A 19,159-nucleotide genomic window follows, 5' to 3' on the forward strand; every position below is an offset into this window, starting at 1 on the left:
AGAAACGGCTGCGATCTCTACGGGGCGACAGCGACCCGGGCAGGCATGACTGGAGGTGGAACACCGTGGAACACCGTGGAACGGGGTGGAACAGCGGTGTCGCGCCTACTGGATGGGGACAGCAGGTTCCCGCCAAGTAGGAGCTCTCAGAGGGGCGAGAAACAGACATGAAGTTCAAGATTCCCAGGCTCAAACCGGTTCTCGTCATGGCCGCGGTCGGTATCGCGTCGCTAGCCGGCGTCCCGGCCGCGCAGGCCGCGGGACAACCCTCCTCACCGGTGGCCCACATCAACGCGCTGCGGGTCAAAACCGCGACGTGGCCCGAGCTGCACGTGGGTGACTGCCAGCAGAACGGCGGGACCCTCACGCTCAACTCGGATGGGACGGCCTCGTTCCGGGCAACGACTCTCACGTACCACACGCACTTCGGCGACGTCTGGCATTCCACGTTCAGGTTCCGCACGTCGTCCGGGTTCAACCTGTTCAGCAGGGGAGCGTTCGACAGCCCGCGCATGGACGACGGCGACCCGCCGCCGCATTACCTCATGTTCGCTTCGTTCGGCTTCGACCCTGCGGCGTTCGACGTGATCGACATCTTCCAGACCCTCCAGCACTCGGAGTGCTGACCGAACGTCGCTGAGCGATGGTTCCACCGGATACGGCCCGTTCGCGGCTCCCCGTCGGGGTCGCGAACGGGCGCTGGGGCCTCATCACATCGGCATGTCCCGGCTGACCCGGCTACGTGCTCTGTGGTCCAGTACGAACGGGATGGCGAGGAAGGCCAGGGTGGCCAGCTCGGCGAGCACACTGACCAGTGCTTGGGGCGTGGGCTGCCAGCCGTGTTCGACGAAGCCGAAGATGCCGATCGTGCGGGACAGCACGAATCCGCCTAACGCGCCCGCGGACAGGGCCGCGGCGGCCAATCTCAGGATGCCCGGATTCGCCAGCAGCAGGAGCGACGCGACCGCGAGGGAACCGCTGGCCTGCCACAGAAACGCTTTGCCCACAAAAGGAATCACCCGGTAGCCGTGCAGGTAGAGCTCCGCGTGCACGAAGCCCGTGGTACCCAAGCAACCCGCGACGGCCAGCCGTGGCGCGAGCGATCGAAGCGGGCTCATGCGAGTTTCACGTCCTTGACGGCCAGCGACCGGTTTCCTTGGCGGTAGGCGACTTCCCGGATGCCCAGCGCGTCCCGCAGCTTCCCGGCGGGCAGGGTGACCGGCTTCGGCGCGGGGCCGTCGCCGGGACGCGGCAACGGGTACGCGGTGGTGGTGGCGCTGTGGAAGGTCACGTTTCCTTCGGTTTTGGTGAACAGCTGGTGCACGTGGCCGTTGAGGCAGGTCACCGAGGAGAAACGGCGCAGGTAACTCAGTGCCTGGGTCGCGTCGTCGGTGCCCCAGCCCCACTCGTTGTAGAACGCGAACAGCGGGATATGGCTGAACACCACGATCGGCGTGTCGGAGGACAGGCCTGCCACGTCCTTGCGCACGAACTCCAGCTGGTCGGTGCCGAGATGACCGAGCTTCTCCAGGCTCAGCGTGTTGACCAGCGACAGGAAGTGGACGCCTTGGAGATCGAAGCTGTACCACCCGTCCCCGGCGGTCCCGGCGCCGAAGGCCTGCCGGTATTTCTGGCCCGTGTCATCGATCGAGTCGTGCTCGCCGGGGACCGTGAAGACGTGCCCGGCGCGCAGCTCGCTCATCATCTGCTTGACCTGATCGAACTGGGCGGCGGTGGACAGATGGGTCAGATCACCGGTGTGCATGACGAAATCCGGCCGGTACGGCAGCCCGTTGATCTGCTTGATCGCGCCGGCGAACGAGTCCTCGACCATGGTGTTGGCCGGGCCCTTGAACCCCAGGTGGCTGTCGCTGATCTGGACGAAGCGCAGCGCGCGGGGATCGTCGGTGGCGTCCGCCTCGCCGGGGACGGCGATCCGGCTGAGCACCTCGCCGCCGGTCACCGTCAGCACGACCGCCGCGCCGAACCAGGCGGTGTGCCGCAGGAGCTGGCGTCGCGTCATGCCCTCGGGGCCGTCTTCGGCGGTCACGGGGTCACCGTCACGGACGCGGTCATGAACGGGTGGATCGTGCACAGGTACTCATAAGTCCCCGGCGTTATGAAGGTGAAGCGAAAGGTGTCACCGGTGTTCAGCGTCGGCGATTTCAGCGGGCCGCCCGTGCCCGAGCTGGTGACGGTGTGCGGATCCTGGTCTTCGTTGCGCCAGGTGACCGTGGCGCCCGCCTTCACGGTGACCTTCGCCGGTGCGTACGCGAAGTCCTTAATGGACACGGAGTCGACGGCCACCGTGGCGGCGCTAGGCGGCATCGGCATGCTCGGCATCGGCTGAGCGGCGGGCTGAGCACAGGCGGCCAGTCCAGCCAAGCAGACCGTGGTCACCAAGACTCGTTGTACGGCAAGGAATATCTTCATGCCTACGGATAGGCAACCGGGTTACGCCGTGCGCGTGGGCACGAAGACCTCCACCACACCACCGGATTCGCGCACCAGCAGGCGCGGCAGCGGGGGCAGAGCGATCGGCAACCGGTGGTGCAGCACGGCACCGTCGACAGCGAACGCCGCCTTGTGGCACGGGCAGTCGAGCTGGCGGGCCGGTGCGTTGAGCGTGAGCTTGCAGCCCAGATGCGTGCACGCGCCCGACACGGCTCGGACCTGACCGCCGGCACGTTCGACGAACCCGGACACCGCGCCGGCGTCGAACGGCACCACGGCGCCTTCGGGCAGGTCCTTGGCGGCAACCACCGCGCGCCATTCCCCGCCGTCCGGCACGACCGTCTCGGCCGCGGGAGCACTCGGTTCCCCGTCGCCGGTGAGGACGCGGTCCAACCCGATGCCGAGCGCCACCGACGCCGCGGCCACCGAGGTCACCTCCACGAATCGCCGCCGGCTCCCGCCACGCGGCGCCTCGCCGGCCTCGTCGAGTTCCGAAGCCAGCCGCCGCCGCACGTCCTCGACGAAATCGCCGGACGCCGGGCCCCGGTCCGGGCCGGCGGCGCGCAGCAGGATCGCCGCACGCGCCTCGGCCTCCTCGGCCGCGTCCGCGGCGAACGGACGAGGGCGTCGTCCGCGGAGCAAATCCTTGACATAACGGCGAAGCCCGCGCATCACGCCTCCATCCTGTCCGCGACGGCCGCCGCTTGACGCAGCGCCCGATGCTGCAGGACCTTCGCGTTGCCCACGGTCACGCCAAGCGCGGCCGCCGCTTCCTTGAGCGAACACGCCTCGAGGAACCGCAGCCGCAGCACAGTCCGATACCGCTCCGGCAGCTCCGCCAAAATCGCCTCCGCCTTCGCGACCGATTCCGCGTCCATCGTCTCCGGCGTGAACTCCTCGGCGACCCGGTCCACGTCGAGCGCGGTGACCTCCCTGCCCAGGGTGCGCCGCCAATGCCCGGCCAGCACCGTGCGCGCGGTCGCCAGCAGATAGGCCCGCACCTCACCCACGCTCGCCGACACGCGCAGCGGCTTCAGCGCCGTCATGAACACCTCCGCCGTCAGATCCTCGGCGTCCGGCCGGTTCCCGACCTTCGCGAACATCAGCCGGTACACCCGATCCACGTTGTCGCGGTAGATCGCCTCCCAATTCGCATACGCGTCCGGCGACACCGCACGCAGACGCCCGTGCGCGCCGGCATCCGGCTTCTCTTCGTCACCTGGTCTACGCCTGCTCCAAAACCGCTGCGCCGCCACCCGTCACCATCCGGCCTCCCGCACCCAGACCACTCCCTGTCACCCTAGATAGGGGCACGGGTTACACGATGAACGCGGCGGCGCTCTGCCAAGAACGCAAAAAAGCCGCTTGACCTGGGTTTTCACCCAAATCAAGCGGCTCTTGTGTCCGTCGGGCTGACAGGATTTGAACCTGCGACCCCTTGACCCCCAGTCAAGTGCGCTACCAAACTGCGCCACAGCCCGGACTCGTCAGCCGGGGTGTTCCCCGGAAGGCGATGTGAGTACTCTAGCGCCTCCCTCAGAGGGCCTTGCAACCAGGTCACCCTGTGTGTCTGACCTGCACTAACAGTCAAAATCGGGTGCGGCGGCGATCGAGGGCTGGGAGGGTGGGCCGATGGGGCGGGAACGGGTGCTGGTGGTGGCGCCGCGGGTGCTGCCGACCGTCGGGCCGCTGGCGCGGGTCGCCGCTTGGCGGGGGCTTGAGGTCGTGACGCACTTGACTGGGGGTCAAGGGGCCGCGGGTTCAAATCACTACTACGGCGGCCCGAAGGTGGGGGAGCGGCTCGCGGGTGAGCTGGGTATCGGGTTGCTGGAGCCCGCCACCGACTGGCTGCCGAACGTGCCGTTCGAGTTCGCTGGGCGCGCTGTCGCCGCGATGAGCCTGAGCGAGGCATGGACGCTGGACACACGGGCGTTCGTGAAGCCGCCGAGCGACAAGGGGTTCCCGGCGCGGGTTTACCGCGATGGGCAAGATCTGCGGGAGGCGACTGAGGGGCTGGCCGGGGACACGCCGGTCTTGGTCAGTGAGGTCGTCGAGTTCGCGAGCGAGCACCGGCTGTTCGTGCTCGACGGCGTCGTGCACGCGGCGTCGCGCTATGCGACGTGGGGTCGGCTGGATCCTGGCCTCGGCGACGCCGTGCCCGGGGACGTGCTCGCACTGGCCGCCGATTACCTCGGCGAGCACGGTGGGGAGCTGCCCGGCGCGGTGGTGCTCGACGTCGGCGTCGCCGATGGGCGGGCGGCGATCGTCGAGGCCAACATGGCCTGGTTCTCCGAGTACTACATGGCGGACCTCGACAAGGTGCTGGATGTCGTGCTCAGGTCCGCGGGGCCGCTAGGCGAGGTCTCGCCGCGGGACCGCCGGTTCGTGCGGGGCTCCTCGGTGGAGGAGCCCCGCACGGCCTAGGACGGATTGTTCGCGTGGGTCAGGGTCTGCCAGGAGACGAAGAGGGCGTTGGTGCCCGCCGGCCGCCTGGACTCGGTGAGTTGCTGGGTGCTGGGCATGTCGTTGCCGAGGCGGGTGTGCATGGCGTTGAAACCGACCTCGGTGACCGGGCCGAGGCCCAGGTTGAGCTTGCCGCCGCAGAGCCAGGACGGCACGGCCGCGCCGAGTTCGTACTTGGCGTGGAAGCCGAGCGCCTGGCGGAGGCGGGTGCCGATCTCGGGATAGAGATCCTGGCCCTGGATGCGGGTGGTCTCCGCGAAGTCGGCGATCGCGGCGAGGCCGTAGCCGGTGTGGGTGAAGTCGCGGCAGGTCTCCTGGGCGAGTCCGTCCACAAAGGTGCTCTGGTTCTGCCAGTACTTGACGACCTTGGCCTTGGTGTCGAGGCCGCTGCCGGGCGTCACGCGGGGCTGTGAGCCGTCGGAGGTCAGGTAGATGTAGGCGGGCACGCGGGCGCGGAACTTGGCCACGGCCGTGTCGTAGCTGCCCTTGTCCTCCAGGAACACGGAGATGCCGATCGCGGCCTCCATCATGCTGAGTTCCCAGTTTCCGTTGCTGTTACTGCCTTTGATCACCACCGGCAGATACACGTTGCGCAGCATCGTCGCGAAGCGGCCCGAGTTCGGCCAGCTCGAGTACGTGTACTTGATGATCTCGGCCGCGCGTGGCCATGATGAGCCCGCCCAGCCGGTTTGCAGCGGGGCATTGGAGTTGGTGTGGGTCTTGATGGTGGCCGACCAGGCGTCCATGATCGCGATGGACTTGGTGGCGTACCGGGAATCACCGGTGATGTACCAGGCCAGCGCCAGTGAATACGCGGCGATGGCGTCCTGGCGCTCGTCGGTGCAGCCGTAGTTGGGGTTGGAATAGGGTCCGCATTCGACGGTCGCCCTGGGTTTCGGGGTGCGGTTCAGTGACGCGTAGCCGCTGCCCATCATCTGGTCGTAGGCGCTCTTCCATGGCTGGGCGCCGGAGTTGACCTTGCCCTTGACGAAATCGAGCTGGGTCTTGCTGACCAGTACCCCGGGATGGGCGAAGGCCGCCGGGGCGGCGGCTGCCGGGGTCGCGGTCACAGCGAGCGAAACGAGTAGTGCCGCCGCTGATATTCGGAGTCCACGTTGACGTACGAACATCATGCTCCTTTGCAGGGAAGGAGTTGTGCTGTGCCTTGCAGTGTGAATGGTCTAAACCAAGACAGTCAAGGTCTTAGTTTTTGGCCTGAATAAACACATATGTGAATGGCGGGTTCAGCCGCGCAGGCGGCGTTGCGCCTGGTGGAGATTCGACGGCGAGATCGCCGTCGTCCCGTAGCTTTCCAGGCGTGCGTTCAGCTCGCCGCTGAAATCGGGTTTGTCGATCTGCCCGAAGTCGCGGACTGCCGAGATCCCCACGGTAGCGCTGCACGGTGCCACGTCGTCGATTTTCACGCAACCGGCCCGTTCATTGGTGACCGTGATGTTCCAGTGAGCGAAACGCGCGCCGTACAGCGGGCCCGCGTCCGCGCTGCCGCCGTGCGCGCCGTCGTTCAAGATCGTGATTTCGGTGCGCACATTGGCGAACGGCAGTCCGCGGTGGGTGTCGAAGGTGCCCGCCTCCATGACGCCGCGCGACCAGACGTTGCCGGACGACAGGCCCTCCACATTGATCCCGTGGTGGGTGGACCCCGCCGTGGTCTCGGTGAACTTGGCGATGCCGAAGTCCTCGACGAGGTTGTCATGCGACTGCTCGCGGCATGCGTAAGAATGGTGCTGACCACGCCCGGACACCCGCGTCCGCGACAGCGTGACGCCCTTCGACGACACGAGCAGGAAGCCGTTGTCACTGTCCACAACCGACACGTTGTCCGCCCAGCAGTCCCACGCGCACTGGAAGACCAGCCCGTTGTAGCCCTTGTCCTTGAGATGCCGCGGCCGCACGGTCTTGACCATCTGGATGGTCAGGTCCTCGACGCCGGACCCGCTCACCGGCGTGACCATGGTGGTCAGCCGCGGCATCCACTCAGGGCGCGCGTCGAGCGGCAGTGGCTGGCTCAACCGGATCTGCTTGCCTCGCACCGCTTCGATGCGTACCGGCCACTGGAACGGCCGGTAGGACAGCAGCTTGTCCTTGTCGGACCACTTGTAGGTGGCCGTGCCGGGCAGGTCGCCCGCCATGTGCCGCAGCAGGCTGTAGTCGGCGGTGTCGTCGAGTTGCAGCATTACCCGGCGCCCGGCGCAGAGCCCGCGCGCGTCGTCGACGGTCAGGGTGAACGCGCCACGGGTCGCCGGCGCGGTGAGCTGGGCGATCGGCTTCGACGCGTCGCCTTCGTTGCCGGTCCAGCCTTCGAGCGGCCAGTCGCGGGCCTGGATGGCCGTGACGAGGTCGCGGTAGCGGTCGCGATGGCAGACCCAGACCAGGCCGCCCGACCAGCTCCACGCCGAGTTGTCGCCGCCGCCGTAGCGGCTGCGGTTGATGCCGATGATCTCTTCGAGCGACTTGGTGGCGAACAACGTGGTCCGCTCGCGGCCGGCGCCGCGCAGCACGACGTTGTCGTAGCCGATGCGCACGACGTCGTCGATGCGATAGGTGCCCGGTGGCAGGTACACCGCGCCGCCGCCGCGCTTGCCGACCTGCTCGATCGCGCGGTTGATGGCGGGCGCCGCGTCGGCCGAGCCGTCCGGTTTCGCGCCGTACGCCAGTACGTTCGCGTGGACCGGCAGGTGCGGGAGCCGTTGCCCTGTCCGGTATCCGGCGTAGGCGACGTTCGGGATCTGGGGATGGCGATACGGGTCGCGGACGAATTCCCGCCAAAGGTCGGAGCTTTCTGCCTGGACCGCCGCGGACGCTGTCCCGGTCACCGAGTGAGTCGCCGCCAATGCGGCCATGCTCGCGCCGCCCATCAGGAACTTTCGCCGCTGTATCTCCACGCGCACACGGTAAGTCCGGCATACATCGGATGTAAATGGCGCGCTGAGCGGGAACAGTTCCTTCAGGAGATGAGGTATCCGCTGGTCTCGGTCGCCGGTGGGAAGTCGAGGTATTGGACGACCGGGTTGCGCTTGCCCGATTCGGTGAGCACGAAGCGCCCGTACGAGCCCAAGCGGAGCCGGAAACCGCGCCGTGGCGCGAACACCTCCACCAACCGGGAGTTGAGCACGCGCATGACTTCGTCCGTCTGCGACGAGGCGGCGGGCACGATCAGCTCGACCATGCCTGGTGTCTCTTGGATGATCTGGAAGTCGGGCAGGCCCGCCGCCGCCAGCGCGCCCATCAACGCGAACGGTGAATAGAGTTCTCGATCCGCGCCGACCAGACTGGTCCTGGTCCGCCCGACCAGGTTCGCGATCGCGGTACCGGGCAGTCCGCAGCCACACACGATCGGCTCGGTCGCCCGGTCCCCGGTCAGATAGCGAATGATCGGCATCGGTGTTGACAGCAAGTTGGTGAGCACGATGTCGCCGATCCCCGTGCCGCCGTCCGGCACGATCTCGGGGAACACCAGGTCATCCTGGAAATGCAGGTTGCGCCGGTCGCACTCCCACGCGGAGTACCCGGTCTCCGAAGTCGCGTACAGCATGGTCACCGCACAGCCGAACGTCTTCTCGACGAGAGCGCGCCCACTGTCCGGCATGTGCTCGTAGGTCGCGATGATCGCCTTCGGGCGCAAGCTGATCCCGCGCTCCGCGCAGTACCGTGCGAGCGTGACGATGCGGCTGGAGGTGCCGCTGATCTTTTCGACCGGGAACAGGCCGACCGTCGCCTCGTAGGCCTGGGCGACCTCGATCTCGCCGGGATCGAAACCACGCAGGTTACAGCGCACGGTGGCCCGTGGCAGCGCCTCAGGCTCGAACAGTGGGGTCGGCCCGGAGTATTGCAGGCCGACGTTGAGGGTGATGCCGCCTTCGGCGACCCCGAGATGACGGTTGATCCGCTCGTGGATCGCGGCGTTCATGATTCCGCCGGTCTCGACGGTGGCCAGCGTCCGGAGCGGCTGGCCGGTGCTGCCGCTGGTCTCGTTGATGAAGTACGTGCCCTGTTCCATCCGGCCGTTCGATCTCCTGCTGATGAAATCCGGGAAACCGGCGCGCAGATCGGCTTTGCGTACCATCGGGAAATCAGTGAGAGAGCGGCCGACAGGGATATCACGGCCACGATAGAAGGGAACCCGCTCCACCGCGTGGGCCAACAGCCGATCGAGCCGTTCGGCGCCCGCCGCGAGATCGAATTCGACCAGCTGCTCGATCTTCTCGCGCTTGCGAGCCACCCGCGCCGTCGCCGTCGCACGAGCGAGTGCCGAACTGGCACGTGCGAAAGCGCGGGCCGTTTCTCCGGTCAGGTCCACGTCGGCTCCAAAATCGATCAGACAACAAGGGGCAGGTCGTGCTGATGGTCTTCGGGCCCGCGATCCCCTCGCGCGCCGAGCAGATCGATCAGCCGGGTGGTCGAGTAGCCTTCAAGCAGCGGGATCAGCACGATCTCGCCGACGACTTCGCGCTCGGGTAGCTCGGTTCCGTGGTAGTCGGCGCCCTTGACCCACACGTCCGGTCGCAGGCGAGCCAGCACTTCGACCGGCGTCGGCTCGTCGAAGGTCACCACCGCGTCCACGGAGGACAGTTCGAGCAGCAGCCGTGCCCTGTCCCGCGCGGGGATGATCGGCCGGGCCGGGCCCTTCAAACGGCGCACGGATTCGTCGGAGTTCAGGCAGACGACGAGCGCGTCGCCGAGCGCCCTCGCCCGGCGCAACAAGTCGGTGTGCCCGGGGTGCAGCAGGTCGAAGCACCCACCGGTCGCCACCAGCCGTCCACCTGAAGCCCGGATCCGCTCGGCCACCGCGAAGGCCGTGCCCGGCGTGCGCGAGGTGTCACATCGGGACACCGAAGCAGGACCACCCGCGAGGACGTACCGTGCCGCGGCGACCACGGCGGCACGGACTGCTTCACGCGGCGACGCCCCTGCCAGCAGTGCCGAGGCGGCCGAGGCGGCGAACCGGTCTCCGGCGCCGCAGCTGTCGGCGTCGATCGCGGCCGATCGGTAGGCCCGTGGCACGGGTGTCGCCGATGTGCTCATGCCGTCGGCCAGTACGGCTCCGTCGCGCCCGGTCGTCACGGTGACGCCGCCGGCGGCCCACTGCTCGCGCAGGCGCCGTGCGAGCACGGCCGGGTTCCGGTGGCCTGGTGCGAAAAGCCGTGCTTCGGCGAGATTCGGCGTGACCAGCAGCGCACCGGGAACCGGCGCCGACCCTTTCGGATGCGGATCCCAGACCACCGGCGTCCCAGGTGCGAGTTCGGTGAGCAGGCGGCGGAGTTCCGGATGTCCGGTGACCCCACGCCCGTAGTCGGCGACCAAGATCGTGCCCGCCGAACGCAGCGCGGCCGTCACGGCGGGGTCCAGCCGTGCGGGCGCGGCCGTGCCCGTCCCGGAATCCAAGCGCAGTAACGTCTTGCCGCCGGCCCGCACTCGCAGTTTCGACGAGGTCTCACCACGGAGTGGCAGCGGTAGCACCTTCACCTCGCGTTCGAGCAGCGCGGTGAGCGTCGTACCGGCCGGGTCGGTACCGAGCGCGGTCACGAGCACGACGTCCGCGGTCGTGCGCGCGGCGAACATCGCGGCGAGGCCCGCACCACCGGGGCGCCGCCAATGCGTGCCGACGTCGACCACCGGCACCGGCGCGTCCGGGCAGAGCCGTTCGGTGGCACCTTCGACGTCGATGTCGAGCACCGCGTCGCCGACCACCACCAGCGGCTTCATTCCGTCACGCCCAGCGCGTCGTCGACTGCCGTGCACAGGGCGTGCACCAGCACGAGGTGCACCTCCTGCACGGTCGCGACCGACGAGGCCTCGACCACCACCGCGTCATGACAAACGGACACGAGTGGATTCGGCGCCGGTCCGGTGAACGCCCACGCGGTCAACCCGCCGTCCAGCGCGGTCTTGGCGGCTGCCACCACGTTCGGGCTGGCGCCGCTGGCGGACAGGGTGAGCAGCACGTCGCCCGGGCGGCCGTGTGCGCGCACCTGGCGGGCGAAGACCTCGGATTCCCCGTAGTCGTTGACTATGGCGGTGACCGCGGAACTGTCGGCGTGCAGCGCGATGGCCGACAGGGGCCGCCGCTCACCGCGAAAGCGGCCGATCAGCTCGCCGGTCAGATGCTGTGCCTCGGCGGCACTGCCCCCGTTCCCGCAGACAAGAACCTTGCCGCCGCTGTCGAACACGGCCGCGAGCTGGTGCCCCCATCGCCGGATACGTGCCGCGGCGGGGCGGGTGCGTAGCAGCGCACCGCTGAGCGCGGCGAAATGTTCTTCGATCACCGGCTGCCTCCCGGCGTGGACGCCAGCGCGAGGCGGACAGCGTGGGTCAGGTCGCGTGCGACGGGCACCTGCCCGCGCGCGCCCGGGACCTCGGGTGGCCGGGCGCCCACGAGGATGCCGCGGGCACCGGCGGCATGCGCGGCCTCGATGTCGCTGCGGGTGTCGCCGATGACCACGCACCGGCTTGCCTCCACGCCGAGTTCGCGGGCCGCGGACAAGACCAGGCCAGGCGCGGGTTTACGGCACGTGCAGCCGTCGTCGGGACCGTGCACGCACACTTGCCAGGTACCGAATGGTCCGAGCAACTGCTCGACCCTGGCGTTCACCGCTTCGAGCTGATCCGGTGTGATGAATCCGCGAGCCACTCCGGACTGATTGGTCACCACGCCGACCTCGATGCCGGAGCTTCGCAAGAGGTCGAGGGCTTGTTCGGCGCCTGCCACCGGCTGGACGCCGCCAGGATCATTGAGGTAGGCCACATCCGTGATGAGCGTGTCGTCCCGGTCGAACAGGACCGCCGACGGTGTCCGGCTTCGGCAGGATTCGCTGCTTGGGTCTCGCATTGTCCGAACTCCCCGGGCTTCAGGCGCTTCTCACAGCCGGAAGCTATAGCGGGCGAAGCCATCGTTCGGTGGATGACCTGATTTCGTGCCATGGAGCCGGGATCGGTTACGTCGATTCATGTCATTGTCCAGGCAAGGCCCGTGGGCGTTCCGGGCGGCCAGAACCGCCCGGAACGCCCACGAGGTCTTACTTGAGTCCGCCGTCGACGGCGTTCATCAGCGTGCCGCCGCTGTCACCGGACATCTCCCAGGCCATCACGCCGAGCAGGCCCTTGCTCTTGAGCCAGGCCGTCTTGGCCGCGATCGACCAGGCGTCGTCGAACGTCCACCACTGACCGTTGTTGCCGGTGTAGCAGGACGTGGCGACGGCCGCCGTGTCGTGATAGATCGTGCAGCCGGGCACCGACGCGATGAGGTTCGAGTACCCGCGCGTGCCCGCTTCCTCGGCGAACTGGCCCGGCGCGGCACCCGTGGCGGATTGCCACTCGCCGTTCTTGCCGCCTGCGGCCACGCCTTGCCAGCCGCGGCCGTAGAAGGCGAGCCCGAGTGTCAGCTTCCGTGGATTGACGCCCTTGTCGGTGTAGGCCTTGATCGCCGCCTCGACGCTGAACTTGGTGGTGTACGGGTCATCCGCGTCGGCGTACAGGTTGCCCTGGTGACCGGTGCGGTTCGGCTCCCACGAGTTGTCGCTGCCCGCGCCGTGGAAGTCGTAGCCCTGCACGTTCGCGACGTCGAGGTACTGGAAGATCTTGTCGACCTCCCAGCCGCCGGAGACCTTGCCGGGGTCCGCGGGCGTGAACGCCTGCAGCTGGTAGCGCTTGCCGGTGGTCGTGCCGTACGCGTCGAGCTGCGTGCGGAACTCGGCGAGCAGCGCGGTCAGGTTCTGCTTGTCGTTGGCGTTCCAGTGGTTGCCGGGGTGACCGTCAGGGCTGCCCGGCCATTCCCAGTCGATGTCGATGCCGTCGAAGATGCCCGCCGCGGTGCCGGGGCCGCCCGCGCCGCCGTACGGCGCGATGTTGCCCTTGATCCAGGTGTCGACGCACGAGGAGACGAACTTCTTGCGCGAGGCGTCGGTGGCCGCGACGTCCGAGAAGTACTTGGAATACGTCCAGCCGCCGAGCGACACCAGCACCTTGAGGTTCGGGTTGGCCGCCTTGAGCTTCTTGAGCTGGTTGAAGTTGCCGCGCAGCGACTCCCAGCCGGTGTCGCCGACCCCGTCGACCGACTGCGCCGCCGACATCGGCCGCGAGTAGTCGGCTTCCGCGTCGCCCGCGCCGTCACCCTGGTTCGGGTCCTGCGGGTTGGCGGTGGTGCCCTTGGTGACGCCGGACAGGCAGGTCAGGTTGACCGGGTCGATGTTCTGGAACGCGTACAGCAGATGCGTCAGCTTCGACGCCGCACCCGAGGTCTGCAGGTTCTTGACGAAGAACTGCCTGCCGTAGATGCCCCACTGCACGAAGTAGCCGACCCGCGCGTACCCGCTCACGATGTCCGTTGTGGACGCGGTGAGCGTGTTGCTCGCCGCGGACGCGTTGTCGTAGGCGTCACGGGCTTTGACGGTGAAAGTGTACGAAGTGGACGGTGCGAGCCCGCTGACCTTCGCGGTCGTCGTCGTGACGGTGGCGGCCAGCGAGCCGCCACGGTAGACGTCGTAGGCGACGACGCCGGTGTTGTCGGTCGAGGCGTTCCAGGCGAGCGTCACGCTGCCCGAGTCGGCCGCCGTCGACCGCAGGTTGCCCGGCGCGGTCGGCGGTTGCGTGTCGTCGCCGGGGTTGTTGGTGGTGACCGTGAGCGGCGCGCTCGCCGGTGACGCGGTTCCCTTGGTGTCCTTGGCTTTCACCGTGAACGTGTACGAGGTGTTCGCGGTGAGGCCGCTGAGCGTGGCGGTGGTGCCGGTGACCGAAGCGGCGACCGCGGTGCCCTTGTAGACGTCGTAGCCCGCGACGGGCAGCGAGCCGGCCGCCGAGGCGTTCCAGGCCAGGCTGACCGTGGTCGTCGTCTTCACGGTGGCGCGTAGATTGCCGGGCGCCGACGGCGGCGTGTCGGGTGAGCCGTCGCAGTTGGCGTTGTCCACCCGGCACTGGGTCGGCTGCGCGGCCGAGCTGAGCTGGAAGGTCGGGCTGTACGGATACGTCGACCGGCCCGGCTGCAGGGTGGCGATGTAGTACGCCGGGGTGAGGGTGACCGAGGTGCCGGACTGGCTGATCGTGCCGTGCTGGCCCGAGGTCGCGGTGACGCCGGACGGCAGCTGGAAGGTGATCGCCCAGTTGCTGACCGCGGCGGTGCCGCTGTTGGTGACCGTGTATTCGCCGGTGTTCCCGGTGAGCACCAGCGTGGCTTTGAGGCTGCCGGCGGCCAGTGCGGGTGGACTGAAGGAAGTTGTCGCCAGCAGTAGCGTGGCGAACGCGATGAGTAAGCGGCGGAGGGTACGTCTCATGGCTGTTCTCCTAGCGACTAAGGAGGTGCCTGCTGTGGTCTAGACCACAAAAGAAGGTAACCCGCCGATGGGCAAACGTCTAGACCACTTAGTAGGGGACTAGACCAGCAGCAGCGTCGAGGCCGCGATCCGCAGGCAGTCGAGCGCGACCGGGAGCAGTGGATTGCCGTTGTGCGGCCGATGCACCGCGAGCACCCGGCGGCTCGCGGTCACCCCGGCCGGCCGCAGCGCGCGGATGCCCTCCCCGGAAACGGCCAGTCCGGGCAGCATCGCGACGCCGAGCCCGCGCGCCACGAGGTCGCGCAACACCGTGTAATCGTTGCTGCGGAAGATGATGCGCGGAGTGAACCCGGCCGCGTGCGCCAGCCGCCCGAGCGAGCGCGCGCCCGCGGTGTCCTCGCGGGTGCACATCCACGGCTCGTCAGCCAGCTCGGCGAGCTCCACTTCGGGACCCTCCGCCGCGTGCGCCGACGGGACCGCGATGGTCAGTGGTTCGGCGAGCAGTTCCGTGCGGTGCAACGATATGGGCCATTCGCGCGGGTCGAGGTCGTACTCGAAGACGAGCGCCAGATCGACCGCACCGTCGACGACGCCGCCGAGCACCTCGTCCGGCTCACCCTCGTCGAGCTCGACCTCGGCGCCGGGGCAGCGCGCGACGATCTCGGCCAGCGCGGGCGGCAGCACCCGCGCGCTCGCGGTCGCGAAGCTCGCCAGCCGCAGCGTGCCGTGCTCGCCGAGCGCCATCGCCCGGGCTTCGCTCTCCAGCTTGGCCAGCGCGCCGAGCACGTCCTGGCTGCGCTCCGCGAGCAGCTGGGCCACCGCGGTCGGCCGGACACTGCGCGCCGAGCGCTCGAACAGCGCCGCGCCGACCGCCCGTTCCAGCAGCATCATCTGCTGCGAGACGGCCGACGCGGTGTAGCCGAGACCCCGCGCGGCCTCCGCGAACGATCCGGTCCGGACGCATTCGCGCAGTGTGCGCAGGTGGATCGGGTTGAGCACGCCGTGACACTACGGCAGCCGGCCCCGCAGTTCCATCGCCGCGCGGACGCGGCCCTGCGCGATCGACAGGGCCGCCGCGTGCGGCAGGGTCCCGGATCGTTCGGCCGCGGTCAGCACCTGATCGGTGTTGCGCCGCACGCGTTCGGCGACCGAGGTCATGATCGCGGCCGGGTCGGGGCGGAACGGCGAACGCCGGGCGTCCATCGCGAAGGCCGCCGCGATCACGCCGCCCGCGTTGGCGATGAAGTCCGGCACGACCGTGACGCCGCGCCCGGCGAGCACCTGGCGCGCCGCGGGGGTGGTCGGCAGGTTGGCGCCCTCGATGATCAGCTGGGCTTTGACATCCGGCGCGACGTCGACGTCGAGCACGTCCTGGCGGGCGGCGGGAATGAGGACTTCGCAGTCGACCAGCAGCTCGGCGCCCGCCGCGATCCGGTGATGGGGCGGCGCGGCCTGGACACACGCGTCGCCGTGTTCGGCGCGCAGGTCAAGCCATTTCGGCACATCGAGGCCGCTGGGGGAGTAGACCACGCCCTGCGAGGTCGACAAGGCGACGATCTGCGCCCCGAGTTCGTGCAGCCGCCGGGCGGCCGCCGCGCCGACCGCGCCGAAACCCTGGATCGAGACGCGCGCGCCCGCGGACGAGCGGCCGATCCGGAACAGCGCCGCGTCCGCCGATTCGGCGACCCCGTGCCCGGTCACGCCGAGCTTGTCGTAAGGGACGCCGCCGAGTTCCTCCGGCACGCCGACGGCCGCGCCGCGGTCGCCGAGCTCGTCCTGGATGATCGCCGCGTCGCGCTCGGTCAGGCCCATGTCGAGCCCGGCGACGTACTGCGAGGGGATCTGATCAGCGAGTTTCCGGGCGAACGCGCGCAAGACGCGTTCCTTGCCCGCGCCGTCCGGGTCGCCCGCGATGCCCGCCTTCGCGCCGCCGTGGAACAAATCGACGGCGGCCCATTTCCACGTCATCACCCTGGCGAGCCGGGCGATTTCGTTGACAGACACGTCCGGGCCCATCCGGATGCCGCCCTTGCCGGAGCCGCGTGCCGTGTTGTCGATGACGAGCACGCCCCGCATCCCGGTCTTGGTGTCCGAGACGCAGACGATCTTCTCGGGTCCCCACTCGTCCATGCTCTGCAGCAGATCCACTGAAAGTCCTTAAACGACGTTGTGTTCGGGCTTGATCTTGTTTCCCGTGAAACGTTGCACGTCCAATGTGGACACGTCGACAAAAGGTTTTTCGCCGAGAACGAGATCGCGGAGTACTTCGCCGACGGCGGGGCCTTGGCCGAAGCCGTGCCCGGAAAACCCGGTGGCGTAAAAGAAACCGGGGACGCCGGCGGACTGGCCGATGATCGCGTTGTGGTCGGGGCTGATCTCGTAGAGCCCGGCCCAGCCGTGCGCGATCCCGACTTCGGCGAGCCCCGGCGCGCGACGCAGGACCGCCGAGCCGAGCCGTTCGAGCCAGCCGTCATGGGCCGACAGGTGATAGCCGAACTCCTCGTCAGGGTCGGACATCCCGATCAACAGTCCGGCGCCCTCGGGATGGAAGTAGAACGTGGTGCCGAAGTCGATGGTCATCGGGAGGCCCGGCGGCAGAGCGGGAATCGGCTCGGTGACCCGGATCTGGCGGCGCAGCGGCCGCACGGGCAGGTCGACGCCCGCCAGCTCGCCGATCTCGGCCGACCAGGCGCCCGCGGCGCAGACGACCGTCGAGGTGCGGACGGTTCCGGCGGTCGTGTGGACCGCGGAGAGGTGCCCGCCGGTGGTCTCGATGCCGGTGACCGCGCAGTGCCGCCGGATCGTCGCGCCCAGCCGCCGCGCGCCCTGTGCGAAACCCTGCACGACCGCTTCCGGCGTGCAATGGCCGTCGCGCGGCGAATACGCGGCGGCGAGCAGGCCTTCGGTGCTGATGATCGGCGACAGCGCCCGTGCTTCGGCGACCTCCAGCATGCGGCTCGGCACGCCTGCCGTGTTCTGCACGGCGACGCCCGCGGTGAACGCGGCGACGTCGCCCGGTTTGTCGAGCAGGAAGAGATAGCCGTGCTGGCGCAGGTCGATCTCGCCGCCCGGCCGCCGCGCGAACCGTTCCAGCAGCTCGATACTGCGCGCGCCGAGCGCGATGTTGACCGGATCGGAGAACTGCGCGCGCACCCCGCCCGCCGCCTTCGAAGTGCTGCCGGACGCGAGCTCGTCGCGTTCGAGCAGCAGGACGTCGACCCCCGCTTCGGCGAGATGGAAGGCGGCGCTGACGCCGACCACCCCACCGCCGATGATCACCACCTCGGCCGTGCCGCGCATTTCCATAAGGCGACCGTAGGACGCCGGAACGTGCTCGCGCGAGCCGTTCAGTGCCAGTAGATCTGGGGCTCAGCGACATCCATCGGCGGCCTCGTGAACCTTTCGCGAACTCGGCGGAACAGTGAAAGTCACCCACAACGATCTGGGAGGCGCTGATGAGCAGGCTCGGCGAACGCGAATCGGGATTCCTGAGCACCGGACCGCGCGGGATTTTCCGCCGGACTCTGCCCGCCGCGGAGCCGGACAGCGGGCATCGCATGGTCCGGGTGCTCGGGCTGGGCCAGCTCACCTTGATCGGCGTCGGCGCGATCATCGGCGCCGGGATCTTCAGCCTGGCCGGCGCGGTCGCCCGCGACATCGCCGGGCCCGCGGTGTTGCTCTCGTTCCTGATCGCCGGCGTCGCGTCGCTCTGCTCGGCGTTCGCGTACGCCGAGTTCACCGGGCTGGTGCCGCGCGCCGGGTCCTCGTACACCTATGGCGCGGCCGTGCTCGGCGAGATCGTCGGCTGGGTGATCGGCTGGGACCTGCTGCTCGAATACACCGCGATCGTGGCCGCGGTGTCGATCGGCATGTCGGGGTATGTCGGCTTCCTGCTCGACGACCTCGGCATCCATCTGCCTGCGTGGGCGCTCGGCGCGCCGGGCACCGGGGCGGGCCACCGGATCGACCTGGTCGCGGTGCTGATCTGCCTCGGCGTCGCGTGGCTGCTCAACCGGGGCACGAAGACCTCGTCGCGGGTCGACGTCGTGCTGACCGTCATCAAGATCGTGATCGTGCTGCTGGTGGTGATCGTCGGGATCACCAAGGTGCAGAGCGCGAACCTGAGCCCGTTCATGCCGTTCGGGTTCGACGGCGCGGTCGCGGGCGCGTCGACGGTGTTCTTCGCCGTGTTCGGGTACGACGCGCTGAGCACGGCGGCCGAGGAATCCCTTGAAGCGCGGCGGAATCTGCCCAAAGCGATGATGCTCTCGCTCGGCATCTGCATGGTGCTCTACGTGCTCGCCTGCATCGTGCTCACCGGCATGGTCGGCTACCAGAAGGTGGACCCGGCGCGCGGGTTCTCGGCCGCGTTCGAGGCGGTCGGGCTCGGCGGTGTCGGCACGATCGTCGCCATCGGCGCGGTGCTCGGCATCGTGACGGTCAGCTTCTCGTTCATGATGGGCGCCTCGAGGCTCTGGTACGCGCTCAGCCGCGACGGCCTGATGCCGCGCTGGTTCGGCGGCCTGCACCCGCGCCGCCGGGTGCCGCACCGCGCGACCTGGCTGATCGGCGGCGCGTCCGCGGTACTCGCCGGGCTGCTGCCGGTGCGTGAAGCGGCCGAGCTGACCAACATCGGCGTGCTGCTCGCGTTCGTCATCGTCAGCGCCGCGGTCATCGTGCTGCGCTACCGCAGCCCGGAGCTGCCGCGCGGGTTCAGGTGCCCCGGCATGCCGATCGTGCCGTTGATCGGTATCGGGTTCTCGATCTGGCTGATGACGTTCCTCAAGGCCGAAACCTGGTGGCGGCTGGGCGTCTGGCTGGTGCTCGGATTGATCATTTACGCTGCTTACGGCTACCGCAACGCACGGAAGGTCAGCCCTGGGGGATCGGTCGATCTGGCGAGCCTGCCCGACCAGCCGTGAACTCGTTTCGCCCTTCTCGCGAATAGCCGGGTGAAC

At 68.8% G+C, this 19,159-nt stretch carries 17 protein-coding genes, 1 tRNA gene and 1 pseudogene; 3 read left to right on the forward strand and 16 right to left on the reverse strand.

The features are described 5' to 3' along the window. Positions 1–167: 167 nt before the first annotated feature. Positions 168–626 (forward strand): DUF6294 family protein, encoded by a 459-nt coding sequence (locus BLV57_RS02575; RefSeq protein ID WP_091286070.1) that lies wholly within the window; start codon positions 168–170, stop codon positions 624–626. An 84-nt stretch (positions 627–710) separates the two neighbouring features. Here BLV57_RS02575 and BLV57_RS02580 read toward each other — a convergent pair whose 3' ends face one another. The 6 genes from BLV57_RS02580 to BLV57_RS02605 all read right to left on the reverse strand — a co-directional run bounded on the left by BLV57_RS02580 (position 711) and on the right by BLV57_RS02605 (position 3,935). Beyond that, on the reverse strand, positions 711–1,118 hold the full coding sequence (locus BLV57_RS02580) for a hypothetical protein (protein WP_091286072.1): 408 nt from the start codon (positions 1,116–1,118) through the stop codon (positions 711–713). Beyond that, positions 1,115–2,050, reverse strand: coding sequence for a metallophosphoesterase family protein (locus BLV57_RS02585; RefSeq protein ID WP_245757113.1), 936 nt, complete (start codon positions 2,048–2,050; stop codon positions 1,115–1,117). The genes BLV57_RS02580 and BLV57_RS02585 overlap by 4 nt, the downstream gene beginning before the upstream one ends. Further along, positions 2,047–2,400 (reverse strand): cupredoxin domain-containing protein, encoded by a 354-nt coding sequence (locus tag BLV57_RS02590; RefSeq protein WP_245757114.1) that lies wholly within the window; start codon positions 2,398–2,400, stop codon positions 2,047–2,049. Before BLV57_RS02590 ends, BLV57_RS02585 begins: the two co-directional genes overlap by 4 nt. Before the next feature lie 54 nt (positions 2,401–2,454). Next, a complete protein-coding gene (locus BLV57_RS02595; RefSeq protein WP_091286077.1) occupies positions 2,455–3,126 on the reverse strand; it encodes a QcrA and Rieske domain-containing protein in 672 nt (223 codons plus the stop codon). Continuing rightward, on the reverse strand, positions 3,126–3,710 hold the full coding sequence (locus BLV57_RS02600) for an RNA polymerase sigma factor (RefSeq protein WP_091286079.1): 585 nt from the start codon (positions 3,708–3,710) through the stop codon (positions 3,126–3,128). Before BLV57_RS02600 ends, BLV57_RS02595 begins: the two co-directional genes overlap by 1 nt. A gap of 151 nt (positions 3,711–3,861) precedes the next feature. Beyond that, positions 3,862–3,935, reverse strand: a tRNA-Pro gene (locus BLV57_RS02605). 151 nt (positions 3,936–4,086) lie between these two features. On the opposite strand from BLV57_RS02605, the gene BLV57_RS02610 reads away from it, so the two are divergent. Continuing rightward, a complete protein-coding gene (locus BLV57_RS02610) occupies positions 4,087–4,878 on the forward strand; it encodes an ATP-grasp domain-containing protein (RefSeq protein ID WP_091286081.1) in 792 nt (263 codons plus the stop codon). Here the strand turns inward: BLV57_RS02610 and BLV57_RS02615 are convergent. From BLV57_RS02615 to BLV57_RS02660, 10 genes and pseudogenes are all read right to left on the reverse strand, one after another. Then, positions 4,875–6,050, reverse strand: a complete 1,176-nt coding sequence (locus BLV57_RS02615) for an alginate lyase family protein (RefSeq protein WP_091286083.1) — start codon at positions 6,048–6,050, stop codon at positions 4,875–4,877. The two genes, BLV57_RS02610 and BLV57_RS02615, sit on opposite strands and share 4 nt — an antisense overlap. Before the next feature lie 111 nt (positions 6,051–6,161). Then, positions 6,162–7,820 carry a glycoside hydrolase family 55 protein gene (locus BLV57_RS02620; protein ID WP_218134566.1) on the reverse strand — a complete coding sequence of 553 codons (1,659 nt, stop codon included), beginning with the start codon at positions 7,818–7,820 and terminating at the stop codon, positions 6,162–6,164. A gap of 62 nt (positions 7,821–7,882) precedes the next feature. Beyond that, positions 7,883–9,235 (reverse strand): phenylacetate--CoA ligase family protein, encoded by a 1,353-nt coding sequence (locus tag BLV57_RS02625; protein WP_091286087.1) that lies wholly within the window; start codon positions 9,233–9,235, stop codon positions 7,883–7,885. Positions 9,236–9,252: 17 nt separating this feature from the next. Then, a complete protein-coding gene (locus BLV57_RS02630; RefSeq protein WP_091286090.1) occupies positions 9,253–10,641 on the reverse strand; it encodes a PfkB family carbohydrate kinase in 1,389 nt (462 codons plus the stop codon). Then, positions 10,638–11,201 (reverse strand): D-sedoheptulose-7-phosphate isomerase, encoded by a 564-nt coding sequence (locus BLV57_RS02635; protein ID WP_091286092.1) that lies wholly within the window; start codon positions 11,199–11,201, stop codon positions 10,638–10,640. Before BLV57_RS02635 ends, BLV57_RS02630 begins: the two co-directional genes overlap by 4 nt. Continuing rightward, positions 11,198–11,737 (reverse strand): annotated as a pseudogene (locus BLV57_RS02640) (D-glycero-alpha-D-manno-heptose-1,7-bisphosphate 7-phosphatase); the annotation flags it as partial. The gene BLV57_RS02635 and the pseudogene BLV57_RS02640, both read right to left, overlap by 4 nt. Positions 11,738–11,951: 214 nt before the next feature. Further along, on the reverse strand, positions 11,952–14,201 hold the full coding sequence (locus BLV57_RS02645) for a glycosyl hydrolase family 18 protein (protein WP_091286097.1): 2,250 nt from the start codon (positions 14,199–14,201) through the stop codon (positions 11,952–11,954). Positions 14,202–14,300: 99 nt separating this feature from the next. Then, positions 14,301–15,200, reverse strand: a complete 900-nt coding sequence (locus tag BLV57_RS02650; RefSeq protein WP_091286100.1) for a LysR family transcriptional regulator — start codon at positions 15,198–15,200, stop codon at positions 14,301–14,303. A gap of 9 nt (positions 15,201–15,209) precedes the next feature. Further along, positions 15,210–16,349 carry a Glu/Leu/Phe/Val family dehydrogenase gene (locus BLV57_RS02655; RefSeq protein WP_245757115.1) on the reverse strand — a complete coding sequence of 380 codons (1,140 nt, stop codon included), beginning with the start codon at positions 16,347–16,349 and terminating at the stop codon, positions 15,210–15,212. 9 nt (positions 16,350–16,358) lie between these two features. Beyond that, positions 16,359–17,507 (reverse strand): NAD(P)/FAD-dependent oxidoreductase, encoded by a 1,149-nt coding sequence (locus BLV57_RS02660; protein ID WP_218134567.1) that lies wholly within the window; start codon positions 17,505–17,507, stop codon positions 16,359–16,361. A 149-nt stretch (positions 17,508–17,656) separates the two neighbouring features. Between BLV57_RS02660 and BLV57_RS02665 the strand changes: the two genes are divergently transcribed. Continuing rightward, positions 17,657–19,123 carry an amino acid permease gene (locus BLV57_RS02665; RefSeq protein WP_218134569.1) on the forward strand — a complete coding sequence of 489 codons (1,467 nt, stop codon included), beginning with the start codon at positions 17,657–17,659 and terminating at the stop codon, positions 19,121–19,123. Positions 19,124–19,159 lie beyond the last annotated feature (36 nt).

Origin of the sequence: Amycolatopsis xylanica, assembly GCF_900107045.1 — a bacterium.
In the GTDB taxonomy this organism is placed as follows: Bacteria; Actinomycetota; Actinomycetes; order Mycobacteriales; family Pseudonocardiaceae; genus Amycolatopsis; species Amycolatopsis xylanica.

Coding starts and splice junctions, on each gene's coding strand:
- BLV57_RS02610 (WP_091286081.1), top strand. CDS start 4,087: ATGGGGCGGGAACGGGTGCTGGTGGTGGCGCCGCGGGTGCTGCCGACC.
- BLV57_RS02580 (WP_091286072.1), bottom strand. CDS start 1,118: ATGAGCCCGCTTCGATCGCTCGCGCCACGGCTGGCCGTCGCGGGTTGC.
- BLV57_RS02660 (WP_218134567.1), bottom strand. CDS start 17,507: ATGGAAATGCGCGGCACGGCCGAGGTGGTGATCATCGGCGGTGGGGTG.
- BLV57_RS02665 (WP_218134569.1), top strand. CDS start 17,657: ATGAGCAGGCTCGGCGAACGCGAATCGGGATTCCTGAGCACCGGACCG.
- BLV57_RS02615 (WP_091286083.1), bottom strand. CDS start 6,050: ATGATGTTCGTACGTCAACGTGGACTCCGAATATCAGCGGCGGCACTA.
- BLV57_RS02595 (WP_091286077.1), bottom strand. CDS start 3,126: ATGCGCGGGCTTCGCCGTTATGTCAAGGATTTGCTCCGCGGACGACGC.
- BLV57_RS02645 (WP_091286097.1), bottom strand. CDS start 14,201: ATGAGACGTACCCTCCGCCGCTTACTCATCGCGTTCGCCACGCTACTG.
- BLV57_RS02630 (WP_091286090.1), bottom strand. CDS start 10,641: ATGAAGCCGCTGGTGGTGGTCGGCGACGCGGTGCTCGACATCGACGTC.
- BLV57_RS02575 (WP_091286070.1), top strand. CDS start 168: ATGAAGTTCAAGATTCCCAGGCTCAAACCGGTTCTCGTCATGGCCGCG.